Source organism: Paractinoplanes deccanensis (assembly GCF_016862115.1).
Taxonomy (GTDB): Bacteria; Actinomycetota; Actinomycetes; order Mycobacteriales; family Micromonosporaceae; genus Actinoplanes; species Actinoplanes deccanensis.
Genome location: NZ_BOMI01000146.1, coordinates 39802 through 63077, shown reverse-complemented (window position 1 = coordinate 63077; position 23276 = coordinate 39802). Strand labels below are relative to the sequence as shown.

23 protein-coding genes are annotated in these 23276 nt (G+C 73.3%); 15 read left to right on the top strand and 8 right to left on the bottom strand.

Annotation, left to right across the window (positions count from 1 at the left end; translation table 11 throughout):
• Positions 1-24: 24 nt before the first annotated feature.
• A complete protein-coding gene (ppdK, locus tag Ade02nite_RS35550) occupies positions 25-2619 on the bottom strand; it encodes a pyruvate, phosphate dikinase (RefSeq protein ID WP_203773374.1) in 2595 nt (864 codons plus the stop codon).
• Between the two features lie 106 nt (positions 2620-2725).
• Between ppdK and Ade02nite_RS35545 the strand changes: the two genes are divergently transcribed.
• The 3 genes from Ade02nite_RS35545 to Ade02nite_RS35535 are packed head-to-tail and all read left to right on the top strand — an operon-like array spanning position 2726 to position 5071.
• A complete protein-coding gene (locus Ade02nite_RS35545) occupies positions 2726-3766 on the top strand; it encodes an alcohol dehydrogenase catalytic domain-containing protein (RefSeq protein WP_203773373.1) in 1041 nt (346 codons plus the stop codon).
• The gene (locus Ade02nite_RS35540; protein WP_203773372.1) at positions 3763-4455 is read left to right on the top strand and encodes an SRPBCC family protein; all 693 of its coding nucleotides are present in this window, start codon (positions 3763-3765) and stop codon (positions 4453-4455) included. The genes Ade02nite_RS35545 and Ade02nite_RS35540 overlap by 4 nt, the downstream gene beginning before the upstream one ends.
• Entirely contained in the window at positions 4382-5071 is a 690-nt protein-coding gene (locus Ade02nite_RS35535; protein WP_203773371.1) for a CBS domain-containing protein, read from the top strand. The genes Ade02nite_RS35540 and Ade02nite_RS35535 overlap by 74 nt, the downstream gene beginning before the upstream one ends.
• A gap of 17 nt (positions 5072-5088) precedes the next feature.
• Here the strand turns inward: Ade02nite_RS35535 and Ade02nite_RS35530 are convergent, their stop codons facing one another.
• Positions 5089-5409 (bottom strand): hypothetical protein, encoded by a 321-nt coding sequence (locus Ade02nite_RS35530; RefSeq protein WP_203773370.1) that lies wholly within the window; start codon positions 5407-5409, stop codon positions 5089-5091.
• 127 nt (positions 5410-5536) lie between these two features.
• Between Ade02nite_RS35530 and Ade02nite_RS35525 the strand changes: the two genes are divergently transcribed.
• Positions 5537-6151, top strand: a complete 615-nt coding sequence (locus tag Ade02nite_RS35525; protein WP_203773369.1) for a hypothetical protein — start codon at positions 5537-5539, stop codon at positions 6149-6151.
• A gap of 436 nt (positions 6152-6587) precedes the next feature.
• Here Ade02nite_RS35525 and Ade02nite_RS35520 read toward each other — a convergent pair whose 3' ends face one another.
• Positions 6588-7274: a universal stress protein gene (locus Ade02nite_RS35520; protein WP_203773368.1), complete on the bottom strand. Its 687-nt coding sequence runs from the start codon at positions 7272-7274 to the stop codon at positions 6588-6590.
• Positions 7275-7423: 149 nt separating this feature from the next.
• Between Ade02nite_RS35520 and Ade02nite_RS35515 the strand changes: the two genes are divergently transcribed.
• The 3 genes from Ade02nite_RS35515 to Ade02nite_RS35505 are packed head-to-tail and all read left to right on the top strand — an operon-like array spanning position 7424 to position 10213.
• The gene (locus Ade02nite_RS35515) at positions 7424-8569 is read left to right on the top strand and encodes a hypothetical protein (protein WP_203773367.1); all 1146 of its coding nucleotides are present in this window, start codon (positions 7424-7426) and stop codon (positions 8567-8569) included.
• A gap of 9 nt (positions 8570-8578) precedes the next feature.
• Entirely contained in the window at positions 8579-9778 is a 1200-nt protein-coding gene (locus Ade02nite_RS35510) for an ABC transporter ATP-binding protein (RefSeq protein WP_203773365.1), read from the top strand.
• 9 nt (positions 9779-9787) lie between these two features.
• Positions 9788-10213: a hypothetical protein gene (locus Ade02nite_RS35505; RefSeq protein WP_203773363.1), complete on the top strand. Its 426-nt coding sequence runs from the start codon at positions 9788-9790 to the stop codon at positions 10211-10213.
• A 63-nt stretch (positions 10214-10276) separates the two neighbouring features.
• On the opposite strand, the gene Ade02nite_RS35500 is transcribed toward Ade02nite_RS35505, so the two are convergent.
• Together Ade02nite_RS35500 and Ade02nite_RS35495 are read right to left on the bottom strand one after the other, a co-directional pair.
• Positions 10277-10768: a hypothetical protein gene (locus Ade02nite_RS35500; RefSeq protein ID WP_203773361.1), complete on the bottom strand. Its 492-nt coding sequence runs from the start codon at positions 10766-10768 to the stop codon at positions 10277-10279.
• A 19-nt stretch (positions 10769-10787) separates the two neighbouring features.
• Positions 10788-11555, bottom strand: coding sequence for a site-2 protease family protein (locus tag Ade02nite_RS35495; RefSeq protein WP_203773359.1), 768 nt, complete (start codon positions 11553-11555; stop codon positions 10788-10790).
• 172 nt (positions 11556-11727) lie between these two features.
• Between Ade02nite_RS35495 and Ade02nite_RS35490 the strand changes: the two genes are divergently transcribed.
• From Ade02nite_RS35490 to Ade02nite_RS35460, 7 genes are all read left to right on the top strand, one after another.
• Positions 11728-12207 carry a hypothetical protein gene (locus Ade02nite_RS35490; protein ID WP_203773357.1) on the top strand — a complete coding sequence of 160 codons (480 nt, stop codon included), beginning with the start codon at positions 11728-11730 and terminating at the stop codon, positions 12205-12207.
• A complete protein-coding gene (locus Ade02nite_RS35485) occupies positions 12171-12914 on the top strand; it encodes an SDR family NAD(P)-dependent oxidoreductase (protein ID WP_203773355.1) in 744 nt (247 codons plus the stop codon). The genes Ade02nite_RS35490 and Ade02nite_RS35485 overlap by 37 nt, the downstream gene beginning before the upstream one ends.
• A 144-nt stretch (positions 12915-13058) precedes the next feature.
• On the top strand, positions 13059-13400 hold the full coding sequence (locus Ade02nite_RS35480) for a hypothetical protein (RefSeq protein WP_203773353.1): 342 nt from the start codon (positions 13059-13061) through the stop codon (positions 13398-13400).
• Complete coding sequence (locus Ade02nite_RS35475) at positions 13397-14278, top strand: universal stress protein (RefSeq protein ID WP_239169292.1); 882 nt, start codon at positions 13397-13399, stop codon at positions 14276-14278. The genes Ade02nite_RS35480 and Ade02nite_RS35475 overlap by 4 nt, the downstream gene beginning before the upstream one ends.
• 33 nt (positions 14279-14311) lie before the next feature.
• Positions 14312-17005 (top strand): cation-translocating P-type ATPase, encoded by a 2694-nt coding sequence (locus tag Ade02nite_RS35470; RefSeq protein WP_239169291.1) that lies wholly within the window; start codon positions 14312-14314, stop codon positions 17003-17005.
• An 18-nt stretch (positions 17006-17023) separates the two neighbouring features.
• Complete coding sequence (locus Ade02nite_RS35465; RefSeq protein WP_203773351.1) at positions 17024-17899, top strand: universal stress protein; 876 nt, start codon at positions 17024-17026, stop codon at positions 17897-17899.
• A 220-nt stretch (positions 17900-18119) separates the two neighbouring features.
• Positions 18120-18815, top strand: a complete 696-nt coding sequence (locus tag Ade02nite_RS35460; RefSeq protein ID WP_203773349.1) for a phosphoribosyltransferase — start codon at positions 18120-18122, stop codon at positions 18813-18815.
• Here the strand turns inward: Ade02nite_RS35460 and Ade02nite_RS35455 are convergent.
• The 3 genes from Ade02nite_RS35455 to Ade02nite_RS35445 all read right to left on the bottom strand — a co-directional run bounded on the left by Ade02nite_RS35455 (position 18762) and on the right by Ade02nite_RS35445 (position 21826).
• The gene (locus Ade02nite_RS35455) at positions 18762-20930 is read right to left on the bottom strand and encodes a bifunctional polysaccharide deacetylase/glycosyltransferase family 2 protein (protein WP_203773347.1); all 2169 of its coding nucleotides are present in this window, start codon (positions 20928-20930) and stop codon (positions 18762-18764) included. The genes Ade02nite_RS35460 and Ade02nite_RS35455 overlap by 54 nt on opposite strands.
• Complete coding sequence (locus tag Ade02nite_RS35450) at positions 20930-21208, bottom strand: hypothetical protein (RefSeq protein ID WP_203773345.1); 279 nt, start codon at positions 21206-21208, stop codon at positions 20930-20932. The genes Ade02nite_RS35455 and Ade02nite_RS35450 overlap by 1 nt, the downstream gene beginning before the upstream one ends.
• Before the next feature lie 108 nt (positions 21209-21316).
• The gene (locus Ade02nite_RS35445) at positions 21317-21826 is read right to left on the bottom strand and encodes a hypothetical protein (RefSeq protein WP_203773343.1); all 510 of its coding nucleotides are present in this window, start codon (positions 21824-21826) and stop codon (positions 21317-21319) included.
• 445 nt (positions 21827-22271) lie between these two features.
• Here Ade02nite_RS35445 and gap point away from each other — a divergent pair, with 445 nt between their 5' ends.
• Positions 22272-23273: a type I glyceraldehyde-3-phosphate dehydrogenase gene (gene gap, locus Ade02nite_RS35440; protein ID WP_203773341.1), complete on the top strand. Its 1002-nt coding sequence runs from the start codon at positions 22272-22274 to the stop codon at positions 23271-23273.
• Positions 23274-23276 lie beyond the last annotated feature (3 nt).

Here is a 23276-nt window from a genome sequence, read left to right as displayed (position 1 = left end):
ACAGATCCCCGGCCAAGCCGGCTCTCATCGGCTGTCGGAGCCGGTGGCGGTGCTCGCGGCCCGGCCGGCTTCGAGGCGGGCTATCGGGACGCGGTAGGGGGAGCAGGACACGTAGTCGAGGCCGGCCTCGTGGAAGAAGCGGACGGAGGCCGGGTCGCCGCCGTGTTCGCCGCAGACGCCGATGGTCAGGTCGGGGCGGGCGGCGCGGCCGCGGGTGACGGCGATGCGGACGAGCTCGCCGGTGCCGTCCTGGTCGATGGTCTCGAACGGGGAGACCGCGAAGATGCCCAGGTCGAGGTAGCGGCCGAAGAAGGCGCCCTCGACGTCGTCGCGGGAGAAGCCCCACGTCATCTGGGTCAGGTCGTTGGTGCCGAAGGAGAAGAACTCGGCGGCACCGGCGATCTGGCCGGCGGTCAGGGCCGCCCTCGGCACCTCGATCATCGTGCCGATCCGGATCGGGGGCGCGCCGGGCACGCTCGCCAGCACCGACTCGGCCTCTGCGCGCACGGTCTCCAGTTCCTGGACCGCGCCGACCAGCGGGACCATGATCTCGGGCCGGGGGTCGCCGCCGGCGGCGGCGCGGGCGGCCGCGGCCTCCGCCACCGCGCGGACCTGCATCGCGAACAGGCCGGGGATGACCAGGCCGAGGCGCACGCCGCGCAGGCCCAGCATGGGGTTCTGCTCGTGCATGCGGCGCACCGCGGTCAGCAGGACGCCGTCGTGGCCGGGGTCCTCGCCGAGCGCCTCGGCGCGGGCCACGTGGGCGGTCAGCTCCTCCAGCGGCGGCAGGAACTCGTGCAGCGGCGGGTCGATCAGCCGGATCGTCACCGGCAGGCCGTCCATCGCGGCGAACAGCTCCTCGAAGTCGGCGCGCTGCAACGGCAGCAGCTCCGCGAGGGCCCCGGTCTCGCCGAGGATGAGCCGTTCCACCAGCCGGCGGCGCTCGCCGAGGAACATGTGCTCGGTGCGGCACAGGCCGATGCCGGTGGCGCCGAAGCGGCGGGCGCGGGCGGCGTCCGGGGCGGTGTCGGCGTTGGCGTGCACGCCGAGCCGGGCCTTGTGGTCGGCGTGGATCATCAGGCGCTGCACCGCGGCGAGCAGCGGGTCGCCGTGCGCGCCGATCTCACCCTCGAAGAAGCGGACGACAGCGGAGGGGTGCACCGGGACCTCACCGGGATAGACCTTGCCCGTGGTGCCGTCGATCGAGATGACGTCGCCGGCGCGCAGCGTGCGCCCGTTCACGGTGACCGTGCCGCCGTCGAGGATCAGGTCCTCGGCGCCGCACACGCAGGTCTTGCCCATGCCGCGGGCCACGACGGCCGCGTGCGAGGTCTTGCCGCCGCGCGAGGTCAGGATGCCCCGGGCGGCGATCATGCCGGGCAGGTCGTCGGGGTTGGTCTCGCGGCGCACGAGGATGACGGGTTCCGTGGCCGCGGCCGCCGTGGCGGAGTCGAAGACGATCGCGCCGACCGCGGCGCCCGGTGAGGCGGGCACGCCGGTGGTGAGCGGCGGGGGAGCGGAGGCGGTGTCGAAGCTGGGGAACATCAGCTGGGCGAGCTGCTCGCCGCTGACCCGCTGGAGCGCCTCGTCCAGGGTGATGGTGCCCTCGTCGACCAGCTGGGCGGCGATGACGAACGCGGCGGCCGGGGTGCGCTTGCCGACCCGGGTCTGCAGCATCCAGAGCGTGCCGTTCTCGATGGTGAACTCGATGTCGCACAGGTCGCGGTAGCGCTGCTCCAGCCGTTCCATGATGGACAGCAGCTTGGTGTGGCTCTGTGGGTCGATGGTGGCCAGGTCGTGCAGGCTCACGGTGTTGCGGATGCCCGCGACGACGTCCTCGCCCTGGGCGTTGCGCAGGTAGTCGCCGTAGACGCCGCGCCGGCCGGTCGCCGGGTCGCGGGTGAAGGCCACCCCGGTGCCGGAGTCCTCGCCCCGGTTGCCGAAGACCATGGCCATCACGTTCACGGCGGTGCCGAGGTTGTGCGGGATGCGCTCCTGCCGGCGGTAGAGGACCGCGCGTTCGGCGTTCCACGACCGGAAGACCGCCCCGATCGCGAGGAAGAGCTGCTCGTGCGAGGCCTGCGGGAAGTCACGGCCGGTGTGGTCGTGGAAGACCTTCTTGTACGCGTTCACCAGGTCCCGCGGCTCACCCGGCCCGACGGCGTCGAAGGCCGCTCCCGGCACGTCGAAGACGGTCCTGCCGAACATCTGGATCAGCCGGCGGTACGAGTCCCAGGCGAAATGCTCGTCCCCGCTCTGCTCGGCGAGCCCCTCGACGCCGGCGTCGTTGAGGCCGATGTCCAGGATCGTCTCCATCATGCCCGGCATGGAGAACTTGCCGCCCGAGCGCACCGACAGCAGCAGCGGGTCCTTCGCGTCGCCGAACGTCTTGCCCGTCCGGGCCTCCAGCAGCTCGAGGTGACGCTGCACCTCGGCGAGCAGGCCCTCGGGCATCCGGCCGTCGCGCAGGTAGTCGCGGCAGGCCTCGGTGGTGACGGTGAACCCGGGCGGCACCGGCAGACCCATACGGGTCATCTCGGCGAGGTTGGCGCCCTTGCCGCCGAGCAGGTCCTTCAGGTCCTTGTTGCCCTCGATGAAGTCGTAGACGTATCTGGTCATGCCGGTCGCACCCCTCTCGTCTCCTCGTTGGTAGCCCGGCCGAGGACCCGGGTTGTAGGGCCGGACGTCCCTACTGGACGGGACGTGAAAGGACGAGCTTGGAGACATGAGAGGACTTGTGTACAGCGGACCGGGCGCGCGGTCGTGGACCCAGATCCCCGACCCCGGCATCCAGGAGCCGCGAGACGCGATCATCCGGGTCGACGCCGTCACCATCTGCGGCACCGACCTGCACATCCTCGGCGGCGACGTGCCCGAGGTGGCGCCCGGCCGGGTGCTCGGCCACGAGGCCGTCGGCACGGTCGTCGAGACGGGCACCGGCGTGGCCGGGCTCGCCGCGGGGGACAGGGTGCTGGCCTCCTGCATCTCCGCCTGCGGCATCTGCCGCTTCTGCCGGGAGGGCTCGTACGGGCAGTGCCTCGGCGGGGGCGGCTGGATCCTCGGCCATCTCGTCGACGGGGTGCAGTCGGAGTACGCCCGGATCCCGTTCGCCGACCTGTCGACGTACAAGCTGCCGGACCTGGTGAGCGACGAGTCGGCGGTGCTGCTGGCGGACATCCTGCCCACGGCGTACGAGGTCGGCGTCCTCAACGGCCGGGTCCGGCCGGGCGACACCGTGGTCGTCGTCGGCGCGGGCCCGATCGGGCTGGCGGCCGTGGTGACCGCGCGGCTCTACTCGCCCGCCCACATCGTCGTCGTCGACAAGGCGGAGAGCCGCCTGCTGGCCGCGAAGATGTTCGGCGCGGACACCGCGGTCGTGGCCGGCGCGGAGGACCCGCTCGCGGTCGTGCGCGGGCTCACCGGGGGCCTCGGCGCGGACGTGGTGATGGAGGCGGTGGGCACCCCGCAGACCTTCGAGCTGTGCGCTTCGCTCGTACGCCCGGGAGGCCGGGTCGCCAACATCGGCGTGCACGGCAAGGCGGCCACGTTGCACCTGGAGGACCTGTGGATCCGCAATGTCACCATCACCACCGGCCTGGTCGACACCTTCTCGACGCCGAAACTGCTGGACATGCTCGTCGCCGGTCAGCTCGACCTCGGCCACATGGTCACCCACCGCTTCGGTCTCGACGAGTTCATGCCCGCGTACGACGTGTTCGGCGACCCGGCGCACACGGGCGCCCTGAAGGTGGTGCTGACGCGATGAGAACCCGGACCTTCGTGCTCGTGGCGGGCGTGGTGGCGGTCGGTGCGGCGCTGTCGCCGCCGGCCCTGCGCCGCTACGTGACCTGGGGCGCCACGCCGGGTGAGGCCGCCGGGCCCATGCCCGGTGACGACCTGGTGCCGGACGCCGACCTCATCTCCACCCGTGCCGTCACGATCGCCGCGCCGCCGTCCGCGGTGTGGCCGTGGCTCGTGCAGATGGGCAGCGGGCGAGGCGGCGCCTACACGTACGATTGGATCGAGAATATGTTCGGCCTGAACATGCACAGCGCCGACGAGATCCTCCCGCAGTTCCAGGGCTTGGCCGCCGGGGACGTGCTGCCGCTGGGGCAGGACGGACCCGACATGCGGGTGGAGATCTGCGACCGCGAACGGGCGCTCGCCTTCCGTTCGCTGGACGGCGACTGGGTGTGGATCTTCGAGCTGCGCCCCGACGGCGACAACACCCGGCTGATCAGCCGGAACCGTGTCGTGTCGCCCCGCCGCCGCGCCGTCTACAACGTGGTGATGGCGCCCGGCAGCCTGATCATGGAACACCACATGCTCGCCGGTCTGAAAAAGCGGGCCGAGCGGCTTCAGCGGACGATGGAGGGCAGTGATGAAGACCTGGACCGTGGACGACGTGATGACCCAGGCGGTCGTGACCGCGGCGCCGGGCACCTCGTACCGTGAGCTGGTCGACCTGCTGGTGAGCCGCAACTTCAGCGCCGTTCCGGTGGTGGACGATTACCAGCGGGTGGCCGGGGTGGTCTCCGAGGCCGACCTGCTTCGCAAGATCGAGTACGCGGGTGACGAGCAGCCCCGCCTCTTCGAGGGGCGCCGCCGTCGCGGGGAGCGCGCCAAGGCGCTCGCCGGCACGGCGACCGACCTGATGAGCAGCCCGGCGGTGACCGTGCCCACCGGCACGCCCCTGGCGGCCGCCGCCCGCGTCATGGACGACGAGCACGTCAAGCGCCTGCCCGTGGTCGACGAGATGGGCCGGCTCGTCGGCATCGTCACCCGCGGCGACCTGCTGAAGGTGCACCTGCGCCCGGACGACGAGATCGAGGCCGAGATCGTGAACGGCGTGTTCGGCAAATTCCTCATCGGCTCGGACACCGAGGTGACCGTCACCGTCGCGGACGGGGTGGTGACGCTGACCGGCCGCGCCGACCGCTGGTCGACGGCCGACCTGGCCCTGCGGCTGACCCGTCAGGTGGCCGGGGTGGTCGACGTCAAGGGCAACCTGACGTACGACCTCGACGACCGTCAGATGCTCTCCACCGGGCTGGGCTTCGGCTCGGCCTGACGACCGGGCGGCGGACGTCACCGGTACGTGGGTGACGTCCGCTCGCTGGTGTGGCATCGGCGGCACGTGCGGACCTGCGGCGAGTTGAACTCGGTGTTCGCGTAGAGCCACGGCCCCCAGTCGTGATCCGGCCACGAGTCCGGCGCGCCGCACCGCAGGCACCTGCGGACCTGCTCGCAGCCGCCCGCATAGCCCCAGTCGCCCCAGTCGTGGCGGGAACGCTCCTCGGTCCGCCCGCAGGCCGAGCAGGTCCGGATCGTCTCGCAGCGGCTGCCGGGGTGCGACCACTCGCCCGAGTGTCGCCCCATCGCACAGAGCGCCTGCCGGAGGATGTCCATCTCGGCTCCTCTCCTCGAGGGTTCGAGTCGAGGCTAGGACGCCGGCCGGCGGCGCCGCGAGGGCACGAGGTCCCGGTCGCGCGGACCGTCCGGCCCGGCGGCCGATGACAGCGGAAGGAGGACGGCGATGAATCCGCTCCGGTGGTTCACCGTCGTGACGGCGGGCGAGTTCGCCGGCTTCTGCGTGCCGGTCGTCGCCGGCGCGCTGACGGCGGCAGCCCCGGCCGCGGTCGCTCTCGCGGCGATCCTGGCGGCCGGTGCGGTGGAGGGCACGATGCTCGGCCTCGCCCAGGCCATCGTGCTCCGGGAGGTTCTCGACGGCTTCCCGGTGCGCCGGTGGGTGGCGGCGACGGCGGGTGCGGCCGTGCTCGCGTACGCGATCGGCATGATGCCCTCGACGTGGCCGGCGGCGGCGCCGGTCGTGCTGATCGCCGGCGGGCCGGTCTTGCTGGCCTCCATCGGGACGGCGCAGTGGCTCGTCCTGCGCACGCTGCTGCGGCGTTCGGCGGCCTGGATCGTCTACACGGCCCTCGCCTGGCTGGCCGGCCTGGGCGTGTTCCTGGCCGTGGCCACACCGCTCTGGCACCCCGGGCAGCCCGTCGCCGTGGTGGTGACGGTCGGTGCCGGCGCCGGGCTGCTCATGGCCGCGGTGACGTCGGCGATCACCGGCGCCGCCATGCGGCGCCTGCTGCGCCACCCGCGGCCCGCCTTCGCCACGGTCTCCACACGGAAGACGGGGTAGCGGCCCGCGACCGCGTCGAACTCCGCCAGCGGCGCGTGCCGGTCGACGGGAATGTGCGGCCGTCCGCCGGGAACCTTCCGCAGGTAGCGCTTGATGATCGGCGCCCGGCCGGTCGCCGGCACCTCGACCAACCGGCAGGCTCGGGCGACCCCGCGCCGCAGCGTCGCCCGGCCACCGGCGGCGCGGACGTTGCGCACCCAGTTGCACTCGTCGCCGAGCATGGACACCAGATACCAGTCACCCCGCCAGTCGGCCATGCCGAGCGGGAACCGGGTGATCCGGCCGGTCCGGCGCCCGGGCACCTCGAGCGTCACCCAGCGCCGGGGAAGCAGGCCGGCGCCCTGCACGACGGCCCAGAAACGGGCGTACCGGCGGGCGGTCGCGTTGGCCCGCCCGCCGGGGTACATGGCACGCAGACGGTCGGCGTAAGACGACATCAGGTCCCTCCACGAGGCTCGGGAACGATCAGGACGGGGCGTGGGCAGTCGTGCAGATCCGCCGCGGTCCGCGCGCCGGCGACGATCACGGCGGCCCGCCGTGCGGCCGCCACGGCGGCGAGGCGCTCGGCGCCGGCCGGCCCTTCGACCAGCTCGCGCGGGGCGAACAGGTCGGGCGCCCCGGCACAGCCGGCGACGACCGGCCCGTCACGCAGCGCCACCCGCTCGGCGGCGAGCAACGGGAAGGGGATCATCAGCACGGGCCGGGGTGAGTAGCGCACGACCGTGCCGGTGACGGCACCGCACCCCGGCGTGCCCATCAGCACGAGGTCGGGGCCGAGCTTCTCGGCGAGATCGGCCAGTTGCAGGCCCACGGCGCCGTAGCCGCGCTCGACCAGCGGCTCGGCGGACCACCCCGCGGCGCGGGCGAGGGCGACGCCCATCGCGGCCCGCCGTTCGGCCGCCGCCTCGCCCTCGCGCTCGATCGCCGCCACGAAGGCGCCGAGGCTGGTGGCGTCCCGCCACAGCCGGCGGCACACCGTGCCGTCGGCGAACGGCGGCGTCCACAGGTACGTGATCCAGGCGTGGGTGCGCGGGAGGAGGACCGCGGCGACGTCGAGAGCGAGGTTCGCGGCCGGGGACGCGTCGTAGCCGGCCATCACGCGGGCCGACCTGAGCCTGTCCATCCGGGCCTCCCCGTACGTCCTCGCCCTCAGCTCATCGCGGTGCCGGCGCGCCCGCCAGAGTCGTCGGTCCCCCTGCGACACGACCTCGGCCCCTGGTGCGTCACCTCGCCACCCGAGCACGGTGAAGGGGAAGGCCTCGGGGGTGTGTGATGTCCGATCGACCCACCGTGCGGTTCCCCGCGTTTCCGGAGCCGCCGGAGAAGAAGCGGCACACGTGGCGGGTGGCCCTGGTCGCGGCTCTGGCCACTCTCGCTCTGCTCGTCCCGCTCGTGATCGCCCTGCTGCTGCGGCGCGGTGACGAGGCCGAGACTCCCGCCGTGCCGGCACCGCCGTCCTCGGGGACGCCGTCGCCGTCCCGGCCACGGGCCGTCCCGGACGGCCACATCGCCCTGGCGACGCTGCAGAACGCCACGCTCACCATTCCGCCCTGGCCGAAGGACAACGTGCGAGGTCCCTCCGGACGGCTGCGGTTCCGTGACGGCGTCGTGCCGATCGAGCAGGAGACGACGCCGGCCCCGCACGGGCCGCCGAGGGGTATGGAGATCGTCATCCTGGACGTCGCCTACGGCGACCTCGACCGGGACGGGGCGGACGAGACCGTGGCACGCATCGGATGCCTGATCGAGGGCGGCAGCCAGCAGGTCGTCGCCTTCGACCGGAACGCCGCGGGCCGCATCGTCACGATGGGAACGGTCGTCGCGACGACCGGAGCGATCCGTGACATCGGCGCCGGCAGCGTCCGGGTGTCGGACGACGGCGTCGTCACCGCCCGCGTGGCCGACTACCAGGTGTGCTGCGACGACCGCACGCCGCAGGTGTGGCAGCGTCGCGGCTACCGCTGGGCCGGCGGGCACTTCGACCAGGTCAGCGGGCCCGTCCGGATGGCGCTCAACCCGTACGTCACGGACGTCGCCGTCACCGCGGGAGAACTGGTCCTCGGGCCGGCCGTCGACGGCTTCCGGTACGGCACGGTCGCCGTGACCGTCCGGCACGTGCGGGGGACCCGCCCGGCGCAGGCGTTGATCGAGTTCTTCCCCTCCGAGGGCCTGGAACGGGCCGGGACGGCCTGGCCGGCCGTGATCACCGGACCGCGGATCCCCTGGATGCGGGTGAGCCTGGCGCCACCACCCGCTCGCGGCTCGCACACCTATACGTTCGCGTTCCGCCGCCCCGCCGGGATCTCCGGGGGCTCCCTCGAGATCGAGGCCGGTGGTGCCGGCAAGGCGTCGGCCGCCCTGAGCGACTCGATGGTCTGGAACAACGGCGCCACTGTCGCGATCCGCACCGCCAACTGAGGAGGAGCCATGTCCGTCGTGCGGCTCGATCACCTGACGAAGGTCTTTCCGGGCGGCACCAAGGCCGTCGACGACTTCAGCCTGACCATCGCCGACGGCGAGTTCCTCGTGCTCGTCGGGCCGTCCGGCTGCGGGAAGTCGACGGTACTGCGCATGATCGCCGGGCTCGAGGACGTGACCGGCGGCGACGTCCTGATCGACGGCGAGCGGGTGACCGACTGGGCGCCGAAGCAACGGGACATCGCCATGGTGTTCCAGAACTACGCGCTCTATCCGCACATGACGGTGCGGGACAACATGGGTTTCGCGCTCAAGTTGCAGCACGTCGGCAAGGAGCGCATCGGCGAGCAGGTGACCAGCACCGCCGACCTGCTGGGGCTCGGCGGCCTGCTGGACCGCAAGCCGAAAGCCCTCTCCGGTGGCCAGCGCCAGCGGGTCGCGATGGGCCGCGCCATGGTGCGCCAGCCACGGGTCTTCCTGCTCGACGAGCCGCTGTCCAACCTCGACGCCAAACTGCGGGTGTCGATGCGCGCCGAGCTCGCGCGACTGCATCAGCGGTATCGCATCACCACGGTCTACGTGACGCACGACCAGATCGAGGCCATGACGCTGGGCGACCGGATCGCCGTCGTGGACAAGGGCCGGCTTCAGCAGGTCGGCACGCCCGACGAGCTCTACCGCGCCCCCGCCAACCGGTTCGTCGCCGGGTTCATGGGCTCACCCAGCATGAACTTCGCCACCGTCACCGTCCGCCGGGCCGGCATCCGGCTGACCGTGGACCTCGGCGGCCGCACGATCGAGCTTCCCGGCCCTCTCGCCGAGCGGGTGGACCTCGCGCGCTACATCGGCTCGCCGGTGGTGATCGGGCTGCGCCCGGCCGCGTTCTCGCCGGCCGGGCCGGACGAGGAAGCGCTGGAGGCCGTCCCGCTGGGCGTGGAGTCGCTCGGCGACGAGAAACACGTGCTGTTCGCGCCGCCGACGGACGGACTGCGCGCCCTGGCCGACGGCGACGTGCCGGTCGCGGTCGACGAGTCGGCCGGCACCCAGCTGTGGACCGCCAAGGTCGGCCAGGGCGCCGACGTGGCCATCGGCCGCCCGGTGCGGCTGCGCGTGGATCTCGGCGCCGCGTACTTCTTCGATCCCGCCGACGGCATGGCGGTCCCCGCCCCGTCCACCGAGCCCGCGGCGCCGGCCGTCGCGGCGGCCTGAGGAGGAGAGATGACAACCGAGGTACGCCGCCCGACGGGCCGGCGGACCGGCTACGTGATCGCGGCGGCCGTCGACGCGGCGCTGCTCTACGTGATCAACCGATGGCCTGGCTGGGACGCCGTGCCGTTCCTCACCGCCGACACCACCCAGGTCCTGCTCGCGGTGAACCTGTCGCTGGTAGTCGGCGTCGTCGTCAACGCGGTGTGGATCATCCACGACCCGCGCTGGCTGACCGCGCTCGGCGGGCTGGCCACCACCGGCGCCGGGCTGATCGCGCTGATCCGGATCTGGGAGGTGTTCCCGTTCAGCTTCACCGGCGGCTTCGACTGGGCACTGGTCACCCGGGTCATGCTCGTCGTCGGCATAGCCGGCTCCATGATCGCCATGATCGTGGGGCTCGGTCAGCTCGCGACGGCCTTCCGCTCGAAGGACTGACGCGTCGCGGCGAGGCCCGGGCGGCTCCGCCCGGGCCTCGCCGTCGCCTCACGTGCCGTCGCCTCATTGTTTTGCCGCGCTCGCACTGCGCCGATGCCTGATGAAGCCGAGATAGGTGCCCGCACGATGCCGGGACCGTTCCTCCCGGCGCCGGTCCGCCTCGGCGAAGGGGGACTTCCGCCAGCGCCACAGCGCCGTCGTCTCGAGCTCGTAGGGTGACATCTTCCGGTACCGGCGATCACCGGCCGCGGCCAGCCGGTACAACCTGCTGGTCTCGTGTGCCAGGCCCTCCGCCCAGCGGGCGTGCGACCGTTGCGCCTTCGTCATGTACGCCCGCGCGCGCTCGTTCCAGGGAACGTCGCAGTGCAGGTAGCCGCGCGGCACGGAGAGCGGCCAGTACTGCGGGTCGCCGCCGACCGGCGCGATCAGGAAGCCGGCGCAGGGCACTACGCCGTTCGCACCGCGCAGGGGGCAGACCCCGGACGGGCCGGGCCCCCGGCACACTCGCACGACCTCGCCCGTTCTCGGGTCGAGGATGCGCACGATTCGGGTCATCGTTCCCACCTCCTTGCCGTCATGGCCGGCGCCCCCGATCCGCGCCCGCGCGGACGTCCTCCCCGCGGCGGGCCCGGTCGAGGCGCGCCTCCTCGTCATGCGCCACGGCCGCCAGGAACCAGCCCAGCAGGATCAGCCACAGGCCGGCGATCGACCGGGTCGCCACGCTGAGGAACAGGCCACCGAGCGCCATGACCAGGCCGAGGACGACTCCGGCCACGGCCGCGGCGCGGCGGGCCGCGGCACGGTCGCCGCGCGCCCACCAGATGACCGCACCCAGCGCCCGCCCGCCGTCCAGCGGCGCACCGGGCAGCATGTTGAAGACGGCCAGCACGATGTTCATCACGGCGAGCCAGCCCAGGCCCGCCTCGAGCAGACCGGCACGCAGCGAGTCCGCCGGCCCGACCGCGAGCAGGAGGACGCCCGCGGTGGCCAGGCTCGCCGCCGGACCGGCCAGCGCGATCAGCAGCTCGGCGCGCGGATGCGGCGGCTCACCGTCGAGCTCGGCGACGCCGCCGAACATCCACAGCGTGATCGAGCGGACCCGCAGGCCGTAGTGCTGGGCGGCACGCGCGTGGGCGTACTCGTGCAGCAGGAGCGCGACGAGCAGGAGAGCGGCGAAGCCGGCGGAGGCGAGCCAGTACCCGGCCGGGGCGTAGCCGCCCGTCATCGCCGGCAGCAGGGAGACCGCGAGCCCCTGAGTGAGCAGCAGCATGATCACCAGGACGGACCAGTGCAGCCCGACCGGGATCCCGTGCGGCCTGCCGAGCCGGATCGATTGGCGCATGGGGCTCGCCTCCTGCACCCACCATCGCGCACGCGCGCGGGCACGGGCAGGGCCGCAAGGCCCCTCTGCGGGCGACGGTCCCGCGGCCCGGTCCGGGGTGACCTTCGGCTCTGCCGCGCGCGGGCCCACCGGCGCGACGCTGAGGAGACAAGCAGTGGGCTGGGGAGCGGCCATGATCCTCGCGGGCATTCTGGACAGCCGGACGGCGGACGACGTGCTGCGGGCGGCGTTTCCCGAGGCGCAGCGCCGCGAGATGCCGTTGCGTGTGCTGCTCGCGGGGGCGGCCGCCGCGCCCGAGCAGACCGGGGTGCGGGAGACGGTCGAGCGCTGGTCCGGCAAGTACCCCGGCGTCGCCTGCGCGGTCACCGCCCACCCCGGCCTCGACGCGGCGATCACCCTTGCCGCCGGCGCGCGCAGGTGCGTGCTCGTGATGACCGCGGAGCCCGCCGGCGCCCGCGACGCCGCCGTCCTCCGCGCCGTCCGCAGGCGGCTCCCGTGCCCGCTGACCACCGTCGCGGCCGGGGCCGCAAGGCCCGGCACGGCGGGACCGCCGGCCGTACCGGAGGCTCTCTCCGGGCCGGACAGTCGTGAGGGGAACGACGGGAGGAGGCCGAGATGGAACAGGACTTCGCGGGCAAGGTGGCGATCGTGACCGGTGGCGGCTCGGGCATCGGCGAGGCCACGGCGGTCCTGCTGGCCCAGCGCGGTGCCAAGGTGGTCGTGGCCGACTGGGACGCCGAGGCGGCCGAGCGGGTCGCCAAGGACATCGGCGACGCCGCGATGCCCTACGCGGTGGACGTCTCGGACCCGGAGGGATGCGGCGCCATGGTGCACGCCGCCGTCGAGGCGTTCGGGCGGCTCGACGTCGCGGTCAACAACGCCGGCATCGGCGGTCCGCAGGCGCTCACCGGCGAATACCCGCTGGACGGCTGGGAGCGGGTCATCGGCGTCAACCTCAACGGCGTCTTCTTCAGCATGCGCGCCGAGATCCCGGCCATGCTCGCGTCGGGCGGCGGCGCGATCGTCAACATGACCTCGATCCTCGGCAGCGTCGGCTTCGGCATGGCCGTCGCCTACGTCGCCGCCAAGCACGGCGTGGTCGGGATGACCAAATCGGCGGCGCTCGAGTACGCCCGGCAGGGCATCCGGATCAACAGCGTCGGCCCCGGCTTCATCGACACGCCGCTGCTCGCCTCCGCCGATCCGGACATCATCGCCGGCGTGAGCGCGCTGCATCCGCTCGGCCGGCTCGGCCGCGCGGATGAGGTCGCCGAGCTGGTCGCCTTCCTCGTCTCGGACAAGGCGTCGAACACCACCGGCTCGTACTTCCTCACCGACGGCGGCTACACCGCCCAGTGAGCTGGGAGCAACGATGCCGGTCCCGGACCGTGCCGCCGCGTCATGCCGGCAGCTGCACCCCGCCGGGGGGCCGAAAGCCCCTGCCCGGCCCGTCCGCCGCCGTCCTACGGTCGGGATGACGGCAAGCCCGCGGAAGGAGTCATCGTGACCACCATCGCGCCCGACGGCCAGGAGGCCGTTTACCTGGCCGGGCCGGGGCACAACGGTCCCGCGCTGGTGGCGGCCGGGTGGCTGGGCTACGTGCTGGTGCACGCGTTCGGTGCGGTGATGGCCCTGGTGCGCGAGGCGGCACCGGGCGGTGCTCAGCGGATGAGCGCCACCCCGTACGCGAACGGCGGCCTGCTCACCGGGCGCCTGCCGCGCGGCGCCGCGGACCTCAAGACGTGGTGCGTGGAGCAGTTGCGCCGGCACGAGGCGCACATCATCGAGTACCTCGAGGACATGCCGGAGATCCGGGGCTGGACGTTCGAGAGGCGGCGTCCGTGAACGAGGTCCCGTCGGTGACGCTCGGCTACGACGGGACCCTCCCGGCCGGAGCCGCGATCGAGGTCGCGGCCCGGCTGGCACCCGCCGCCCGGGCGCGGGTGACGTACGTCTGGGCCCCGCCGTTCGCGAGCCAGGCGCTGCGGCACCGGCTGTGGCACGGGACGGCCGGGCTCAACGACTTCGTCGCCGCCGTCGAGCGCCAGGGCGAGTCGGAGGCCCGGCGGCTGGCGGCCATGGGGGTCGCCCTCGCCGCCCCGTACGGGTGGCAGGCCGATCCGGTGATCCGGCGCACCTACGGCGCCGAGGGTCTCCAGCTCTGCCAGATCGCCGAGGAGTCCGGCGCGGACCTCATCGTGGTGGGCTCCCGCGGGCTCGCCGGGGCCCGCGCCGCACTCGGCAGCGTCTCGGACCTGGTCGTGCACTGCGCGACGCGGCCCGTGCTGGTCGTGCCCTACCCCCTGCTCGACGCGCAGCGCGCGGTTCTCGACACCGGGCCCGTGCTGCTCGGCTGGGACGGCACGGCCGGCGCCGAGGCGGCCCGGGAGAGCGTGGCGCACCTGTTCCCCCGGCGTGCCGTCGTGCCGGTCCACGCCGAGGACGGCGATCACCGGGTGGACGTGGCGATCCCGGGGCTGATCAGGGTGCGGCGCACCGGCGTGCACGCCGAACGCGGGCGGTCCGTCGCCGCGGCGCTGGCCACCCAGGCGGAGAAGAGCCATGCCGCGGTGATCGCGGTCGGTTCGCGCGGACGGTCCGCGGCGCGTGAGCTCATGCTCGGCAGCGTCGCCATGGCCACGCTGCACCATGCCTTCCGTCCCGTCCTCGTCGTGCCGCATCACGGACCGGTGGGACCGGGCGGCCGGGCAGTTCGGCCCTGACCCTCGCGCGGTGCCCCGGCCAACGCTGGGGGTATGGCACAGACGACGATGCCGCCGGCCGAGGTCGACGGGCGGGAACCACCCACCGAGCTCTTCCGTCACCTGCGGTCCACGCCGGCGGGGCTGCGGTCCCGCGAGGCGGCCCGCCGGTTGACCGTCTACGGGCCGAACGAGCTGGCCCGGCGGCGCGGACGGCGGTGGCCGCGGCAGCTCCTGGCGCAGTTCACGCAGCCGCTCGCGGTCCTGCTCATGATCGCCGCGGGACTCGCCTGGGCCGGGCACGCGCCCGCGTTGGCCGTGGCGGTGGTCGCCGTCATCGTGCTCAACGCGGCCTTCGCGTTCGTCCAGGAACGCCAGGCGGAGCGCGCGGTCGAGGCGCTCGCCGCCTACCTGCCGGACTCCGCGCGGGTCATGCGCGACGGCGTGCTGATCGAGGCGCCGGCGCGCGACCTCGTGCCGGGGGACGTCATGCAGGTCGACGAGGGGGATCGGATCTGTGCCGACGCCCGCCTCGTCGACGGCTCGGTGGCGATCGACCTCTCCGCGCTCAACGGGGAGTCGGTGCCCGCCGTTCGCACGGCCGACGCGGAGCTCGCACCCGGTCCGCTGCTGGAGGCCCGGGAGCTGATCTTCAGCGGCACGTCGTGCACCGCCGGCCAGGCGCGGGCGGTGGTGACGCACACCGGCATGCGGACCGAGATCGGCCGCATCGCCGCGCTGTCGCAGCGCGGCAAGGTGGAGCCGAGCCCGCTGGAGCGCCAGGTGCGCCGGGCCACCTGGATCATCGCGGCGGTGGCGGTTCTCGCCGGCGCCGCGTTCCTGCCGATCGGCGTGCTCGCCGGGCTCGGCTGGGCCGCGGCGATCACGTTCGCGATCGGCCTCATCGTCGCCAACGTGCCCGAGGGGCTGCTGCCCACGATCACCCTCGCGCTCGCCGGCGGGGTGCGCGAGCTGGCCCGGTCCGGCGCCGTCGTCAAGAGGTTGTCCGCCGTGGAGACGCTCGGGTCGACGACGGTGATCTGCACCGACAAGACCGGCACCCTGACCGAGAACCGGATGCGGGTCACGCGCGTGTGGGTGGCCGGCGAGGACCGGGACGCCGCGGGGGCGGCGGCCGACCGGCCCGGGCGGGAGCTGGTGAGGGCGGCGGCTCTGTGCACCACTGCGCACCTGGCCGGCGACGGAACCCCGGGCGACACCGGCGATCCGACCGAGCTGGCCCTGCTGCGGCTGGCGGCGGACGCCGGGGTGCCGGTGCACGCGGCCGACCGCGACGCCGCCCGGACGGCGCTGTACGCCTTCGACCCCCGTACCAAGCGGATGTCCATCGCGGCCGGCGGGCATCTGTTCTCGAAGGGCGCGCCCGAGTCGGTCGTCCCGCTCTGCGCCACGATCCTCGGCGGGACCCGGGCGGACGTGGCCGCGGCCGTCGACCGGTACGCGGCACAGGGGCTTCGCGTGCTGGCCATCGCGCGCCGCTCGAGCGTGCCGGCCGGCGGCCGCGAGACGGCGGAGGCCCAGCTGACCCTGCTCGGCCTGGTGGCCATGGCGGACCCACCGCGCGCCGCCGTCCCCGCCGCCGTCGCCGCCGCCCACCGGGCCGGCATCACCGTGCACGTGATCACCGGCGACTACGGGCCCACGGCCGCGCAGATCGCCGCCCAGGTCGGCATCGGCGCCGCGAACCGGCGCGTCATCACCGGCGCCGAGCTGGAGCACATGGGCGACGCCGACCTCGACCGGCTGCTCGGCGACCACCAGGAGGTGGTCTTCGCCCGTTCGTCGCCCGAGGGGAAGCTGCGTGTCTGCGAGGCCCTGCGCGCCGAGGGCCACATCGTGGCGATGACCGGCGACGGCGTCAACGACGCCCCCGCCCTGCGGCGCGCCGACATCGGCGTCGCGATGGGCCGGACCGGCACCGACGTCGCCTGCGAGGCGGCGACCATGGTGCTCACCGACGACAACTTCGCGACCATCGTGCGCGCCGTCGAGGCCGGCCGCCGGGTGTACGACAACGTGCGCAAGTTCGTGCTCTACATCTTCGCGCACGCCGTGCCCGAGGTCGTGCCCTTCCTGATCTTCGCGATCTCCGGCGGTGCCGTGCCGCTGCCGCTGACCGTGCTCCAGATCCTCGCCATCGACCTGGGCACGGAGACCCTGCCGGCGCTGGCGCTCGGCCGGGAGCGCGCCGAGCCCGGCCTGATGGACCGGCCGCCCCGGTCGCCGCGGTCCGGGGTGATCGACCGCCGCCTGCTGGTGCGCGCCTGGGGCCTGCTCGGGGTGACGTCGGCCCTGCTCGTCACGGCGGGCTTCTTCTGGGTGCTGTGGCGCGCCGGGTGGCATCCGGGCGCCGTGCTTCCCGCGGAGGTGGAGGCGAAGGCCGCGACGATGACCTTCGCCGGGATCGTCGCCTGCCAGATCGGTACCGCGATGGCCTCCCGCACGGACTACGCGGCTCTGCGCACCATCGGCGTGTTCAGCAATCGCCTGCTGCTCGGCGGCATCGCCTTCGAGATCGTCTTCGCCGCCGCCCTCATCTACGTGCCGGCCTTCCAGCCCGTCTTCGGCACCGCCGCGCTGGGGGCGGCCGAGCTGGCGTTCCTGGCGCCGTTCCCGGTGCTGGTGTGGGGAGTGGACGAGATCTACCGCGCACGGCTGCGGGGCCGCCGTCCCGGGCCGAAAGGGCCGAACGGCTCTGCCCGCGGCGGTGCGCGCGGCGTGGAATGAAAAGGGGAGGTGGCCGCCATGACGCAGGCTCACTCGGACGCCACCCGCTTCGGTGAGGCGATCAACCGTTATCTCGGCGCGGTCGGCTATCCCGACCCGTACGCCCCGGCGCCGCGCCCGGCCGCGCACGCCGCTCCGGCCGCACCGTCCACCGGCCTCATCGTGGCCGGCGCCGACGAGACCCCGGCCGGCTTCGTCGCCGTGGACCACGCCGCCGTCGAAGCGGAGCTGCGCGGCTGGGCACTGCGCATAGTGAACGTGCGGCGCCCCGGCGCCGGCGACGCGGGCGCGCGGCTGCTCGACCGGCTCAGCGAGCGGGTGCGTACCGGCTCGCCCGCGGTGGCGGTGACCACCCGCCTGGTGATCGGGCCCGATCCGGCGCGCGCACTGCTCGCGGAGGCGGGCGAGGCCGGGCTCGTCGTGGTCGGCCACCGCCACGGCGCCACCGCGACCACGTTCGGCCGCAGCGTCGCCGATCGGGTTGCCCGGCAGCACGCCGGCCCGGTCCTGCTCGTGCGGATGCCGGCCGGATCCGCCTGGCCGGCCCGGCCGCTGATCGTGGGGGTGGACGGCTCGCCCCCGGCCCGGGCATCGCTCGAGTTCGCCCTCGCGGAGGCGCGGGTGCGCGGCTGTGAGGTCGTCGTGCTGCACGTCGTCGGCGACGGCTCCGATCTGGCGCGGCGCCTGGACACCCGATCGCCCGTGCCGGTCCACCACAAGATCATTCAGGGTGATCCGCTCGCCGAGCTGATCGAGGCCTCCGGCCGGGCCGCCGCCGTGGTCATCGGCCGTCACCATCATGGCGTCCTGCTGCCCGGCACCGCGCTGAGCGCGGCCGCCCACCTGTTGCCGCAGCGGGCGCTCTGCCCGGTCTTCATGGTTGGGCCGGTCTGAGAACGACGGAGGCCGCTCATGGACGCGTTGGTCGTGGTCTTGCTCGTGATGCTGGCCGTGCGCGCGGTGGGCACGGTGTCCGTGGCGCTCGTCCGGCCGGCGCGGGCTGACGTACGCCGCCGGGCCGCGGCACCCGGTCCGTGTCTCTCACCCGTCATGGCCCTGCCGCCGGCTTCCGCGACGGGAAGCGGCCGCCTGCGGGATAGGCGGGGTGGTCACGATGATGTTCCCTGACCGCGTGGCGGCGGGCCGGATACTGGCACACCGGATCGGTGGGGTGCGGCGCGCCGGCGTGGTCGTGCTCGGTGTGCCCCGCGGCGGTGTGCCGGTGGCGTACGAGGTGGCGCAGGCATTGCGCGTTCCCCTGGACATCGTCGTGGTGCGCAAGGTCGGCGTGCCGGGGGATCCCGAGCTCGCCATGGGCGCTGTCGGCGAGGACGGCGCGACGGTCGTCAACGCCGACGTCGTCGCGGCGTCGCTCGTCGCGCCCGACGAGCTCGCTGCGGCGCAACGGCGGGCCCGGGGCGAGGTCGACGACCGCGTTCGCACGCTTCGCGACGGCTGGAACCGCCTCCCGCTCACCGGGCGGACGGCGATCGTCGTGGACGACGGCGCGGCCACCGGAGCGACGGCCCTGGCGGCCTGCCAGGCGGTCCGGCAGCTCGGCGCGCGGCGGGTGGTCGCCGCCCTGCCGGTCGGCTCGCGGGAGGCCGTGGCCGCCCTGCGAGCCGCCACCGACGACGTGATCTGCCTGGCTCGGCCCCAGCCGTTCCTGTCGGTCGGCCGCTACTACGGCGACTTCGTCCCGGTCACCGATGTCGATGTCGTCAAGCTGCTGATCCGGTCGAGGCGTGCCTTCCGGTCAGCCGGGCAGGATCCGTACTTCCCCGGTGCGCCGCATCTTCTGCCACTGTAGGCGCCGCCCGGCCACGGCCGTCAGCGCCGAGTGGAGCAGGACCAGGTACATCAGCTGGCGGTAGAAGACCTGCTGCACCGGCAGTGTCCACAGCGGCCGCAGCGACTCGTGGTCGAGGCGGAAGGCCACCGCCGCCGTCACGGCCTGCACCACGAGCATCGACAGCCAGCCGACCGCCGTCGCCGTGCTGTCCAGGAAGAACAGCCCGTAGACCGCCATGATGTCGAACAGCGGCGCCAGCAGCGGCAGGAGGACGGTGAACGGGACGACCAGGAGCAGGGTGCGCCGCCCGAACCTGCCGGACGGCCCGCGGTCGGTGACCGCCGCGCGGTGCTTCCACAGCGCCTGCATCGTGCCGAAGCTCCACCGGTATCGCTGCCGCCACAGCTGCCGCATGCCCGTCGGAGCCTCCGTCCAGGCACGCGCGTCGTCCACGAAGACGACACGCCAGCCGGCCCGCTGCACGGCGATGGTGAGGTCGGTGTCCTCGGCGAGGGTGTCGAGCCGCAGGCCGCCCGCGTCGACGAGGGCCTGCCGGCGGAAGGCGCCCAGCGCGCCGGGGATCGTGGGGATGCAGCCGAACGTGTCGTAGAGGCGCCGGTCGAGATTGAAGCCCACCACGTACTCGATGTGCTGCCACGTGCCGAGCAGGCTCCGCCGGTTGCCGACCTTGACGTTGCCCGAGACGCCGCCCACGCGTGGGTCGGCGAACGGTTGCACGAGCCGGTGGATCGCGTCGGGCTCGACCATCGTGTCGGCGTCCACCATGACGATCAGGTCGTGGCGGGCGAACGCGACTCCGGTGTTCAGCGCCGTCGCCTTGCCCCCCGAGGGCTGCCGGACCACCCGCACGTTGCCCAGGCCGAGGCTTCGCACGACGTCCGCCGTCCCGTCCGTCGAGTTGTCGTCGACCACGACCACCTCGACGCCGGGGTGTGCGGACATCGCCAGCGATCGCACGGCGGGCCCGATCGTCGCCGCCTCGTTGAACGCCGGGACGATGATCGACACCGGCTCGGCGACGGTGGGTCCCCGGGACGGTGGCGGCCCGCGGCGCCGGCGGGCGTGGTGCACCGCCACCGCGACCAGCAGCACGGTGCGGCCGAGAACGAGCGCGCCGGCGGCCATGAGCAGCACCCAGAGCACGCGGAGCGTCAGGTCGGCGATCCGGATCATCCACACCAGGGCCCACCCGCGGGACACCGCGGTGAACCCGGCCGGCGCGGTGGCCGCCGGCACGCGGCCGGCCAGCGCCTCCGACACCGTGAGGAAGCGGTAGCCGCGTTGCCGCAGGCTCGGGATGAGCCGGTCGAGCGCGGCCACGGTCTGCGACCGGTCACCGCCCGCGTCGTGCATGAGGACCACGGCGCCCGCGCCGCTGCCCGGTGTGGAGAGCCGCACGATCGTGTCGGCGCCGGGCCGTTGCCAGTCCTGGCTGTCGAGGGTGTTGAGCACGGTCACGTATCCCTGCCGGGCCGTCTCGCGCAGGACGGGCATGTCGCTGTCGCCGAGGGCGCCGGGCATCGAGGAGTACGGCGGGCGGTAGAGGGTCGTGGAGCGCCCGGTGTGGTACGCGATGGCGCCCTGGGACGCGGCGTGCTCGAGCCGGCGCAGCCATGCGGGGAGCGCCGTCACCCGCGGATGGGTGAACGTGTGCACGCCGATGTCGTGGCCCTCGTCCACGATGCGCCGGGACAGGGCCGGGTTGCGGACGACCTGCGTGCCGAGCACGAAGAAGGTGGCGTGTGCCCCGTGCCGGCGCAGGACGTCGAGGATCCGCGGCGTCCACCGCGGGTCGGGCCCGTCGTCGAAGGTGAGCACGATCGTGCGAGGCGGGATCCGGTACGTCAGCGGCTTGTCGCCGGAGAGGTCGATGACCGGGCCGCCCCGGTGCACCGCCGTGGGAACGGTCTCGGCGGACTGATCCTCACCGGGTGCCGTGTAGGGGCCGATCTCGAAGCGCAGGTACGCCTCGACGAGCAACATGTTCGTCAGGAGCAGGAGAAGGGCGACGACGACCACGCCGCGCAGCACGGACCGCCGCCGGCGCAGCGCGGGGATGCTTCCGGTGGTCTCCGCCGGCTCCGGGGGACGGGCGCCGTGGTACAGGCTCATCACGGCACCCCGCCACTGAGCTGGCTGAGCCAGAAGGCGAGGAGGACGACGAGGAGCACCAGGCCGACGACGTACGCGACGACCCGAAGCCGCCGCCGGCGGGTGCCCTCCGGGTCGTGGAACACCGGTCGTGGGGTCTCGTCGAAGTGCGCCACCTCGGTGGCGGCGCGCTCGATCGGTGCGACCCGGCCACTCACCCGGCCGGTGCGCACCCGCCCGGCCACCCGTCCCACCGCGTGTGGTGTCGTTCCCCGTTCAGCGCGCTTTCCCTCGGCCATAATTCGACGCTAGGCTTTTTCCGGCCCCGTGCGCATGTTCCGAAAGTCCCGAAAGCGGGGCCTGTTCGCCAGGCCCCGCCTCCGCGCGACGACATAATCAGCAGGAAATCACTTCGGATCCTCGGCCTTGATGATCGGGCCTTCGGCGTATCCCATCATGTCGTAGCCGACACCCTCGAGCTTCGAGTCGAGGAAGGTCGTCACGACGACCTTGTAGAAGCCGGACTGGCTGGGGTCGCCGGGGGTCTCCTCCTTCAACGTGTATTCCGGGACCACGATCTTCGCCGTGTAGGTCTGGTCCATCGAGAACGGCGGCGAGCCGACGGGGATCTCCACCGACTTGAGGATCTTCTCGTCACCGGGGCCCTGCGACTCGACGTAGGCCGTGACGACCCACTTGTCGGTGTCCCGCGACAGCGCGGTCAGCCACAGCGGGACCAGGTTGCCGAAGACGTGCCACTTGACCTCGATCTCGAACGGCTTCGTGCGGTCGATGACGAGGTTGCCCGTGCCGATCGCGGGGTGCTCGGTGATGACGACGGTGCCGACGAACTCGCCCTCGATGCAGGGGGAGGCCGGCCCGGTGGGTGGGATGTTGGGATCGAAGCGCTCAGCCATGTCTGGCTCCTTCCGGACGAGTGGGTGATCGCGGCGCTGCGCCACCCCTCAATGCCGATATTTGTCCCGCGGCATGCGACCGGACAGGGAAACTGGTCCTTTGAGGACATGTCCGCAGACGCAAATGGCGTCTCCGTCGAGAAGGCGCCGAATCGCCGGTGAGGGCGCGCAGCGTCGCCATTTCACGGCGCCGTCACCTGCCGTCACAAGAATCGACGGAAGTAACTCGATGGAAAGGGCGTCCGCTCACCCACCGGCGACGGAGGCGAAGCACGCTCCGTCACGGTCCGCCGGGGACAACAGAGGCGTCCGGCCGGGACGGGAGGCCCGGAGGTCCCGGTACTGCCCGAGCCGACGGGACCTTCGGCTCTGCCTCGTACGGCGCTTCGGCGAAACGCTGGAGGACGAGACATGGGACAACGGCACGCCGAGACGGAGGACGACCATGACCTACCGCATTGCGATCAACGGGTTCGGCCGCATCGGGCGCAACTACCTGCGAATGCTGGCGAACGAGACCGCGGATCTCCAGGTGGTGGCGATCAACGATCTGTACGACACCGCGACGCTCGCGCACCTGCTCGCGTACGACTCGACCTTCGGCCCGTTCGGCGCCGAGGTGCGTCACGAGGACGACGAGCTGATCGTCGGCGGGCGCCGCATCCCGGCGTTCCGGCAGCGCACGCCGGACGAGCTGCCGTGGGACGAGCTCGGCGTGGACCTGGTCATCGAGTCCACCGGCAAGCTTCGGGCCCGCGACGACGCGGCGCTGCACCTCAAGGCCGGCGCCGGCCGGGTGCTCATCTCCGCGCCCGGCAAGGGCGTCGACGCCACCCTGGTGCCGGGCGTCAACGCGGAGGCCTACGACCCGGTTCGGCACCAGATCGTCTCCGCGGCCTCGTGCACGACGAACTGCGTCGCCCCGCTGCTCAAGGTGATCCACGACGCGTTCGGCATCGAGCAGGGCTACCTGACCACCGTGCACGCCTACACCAACGACCAGAACGTGCTGGACGCACCGCACAAGGACCCGCGGCGGTCCCGGGCGGCGGCCGTCAACATCATCCCGACCAGCACCGGCGCGGCGAAGGCCGTCGGCGTGGTGCTGCCCGAGCTGGCCGGCCGCCTCGACGGGGTGGCCCTGCGCGTTCCGGTGGTCGACGGGTCGATCAGCGACCTGACCCTCACGCTGTCCGCCGACGCCACCGCCGACCGGATCAACGAGGTCGTCGCCTCGGCCGCCGGATCGCGGATGCGCGGCATCATCCGCTACACCGAGTCGCCACTGGTCTCCACCGACATCATCGGCGACCCGGCGTCCTGCGTGTTCGACGCCCGCCTCACCCAGGCGCAGGGACGCCTGGCGAAGGTGTTCGGCTGGTACGACAACGAGTGGGGTTACACGAGCCGCCTCGTCGACCTGACGAGACTCATGGCGGCGAGGTGACGT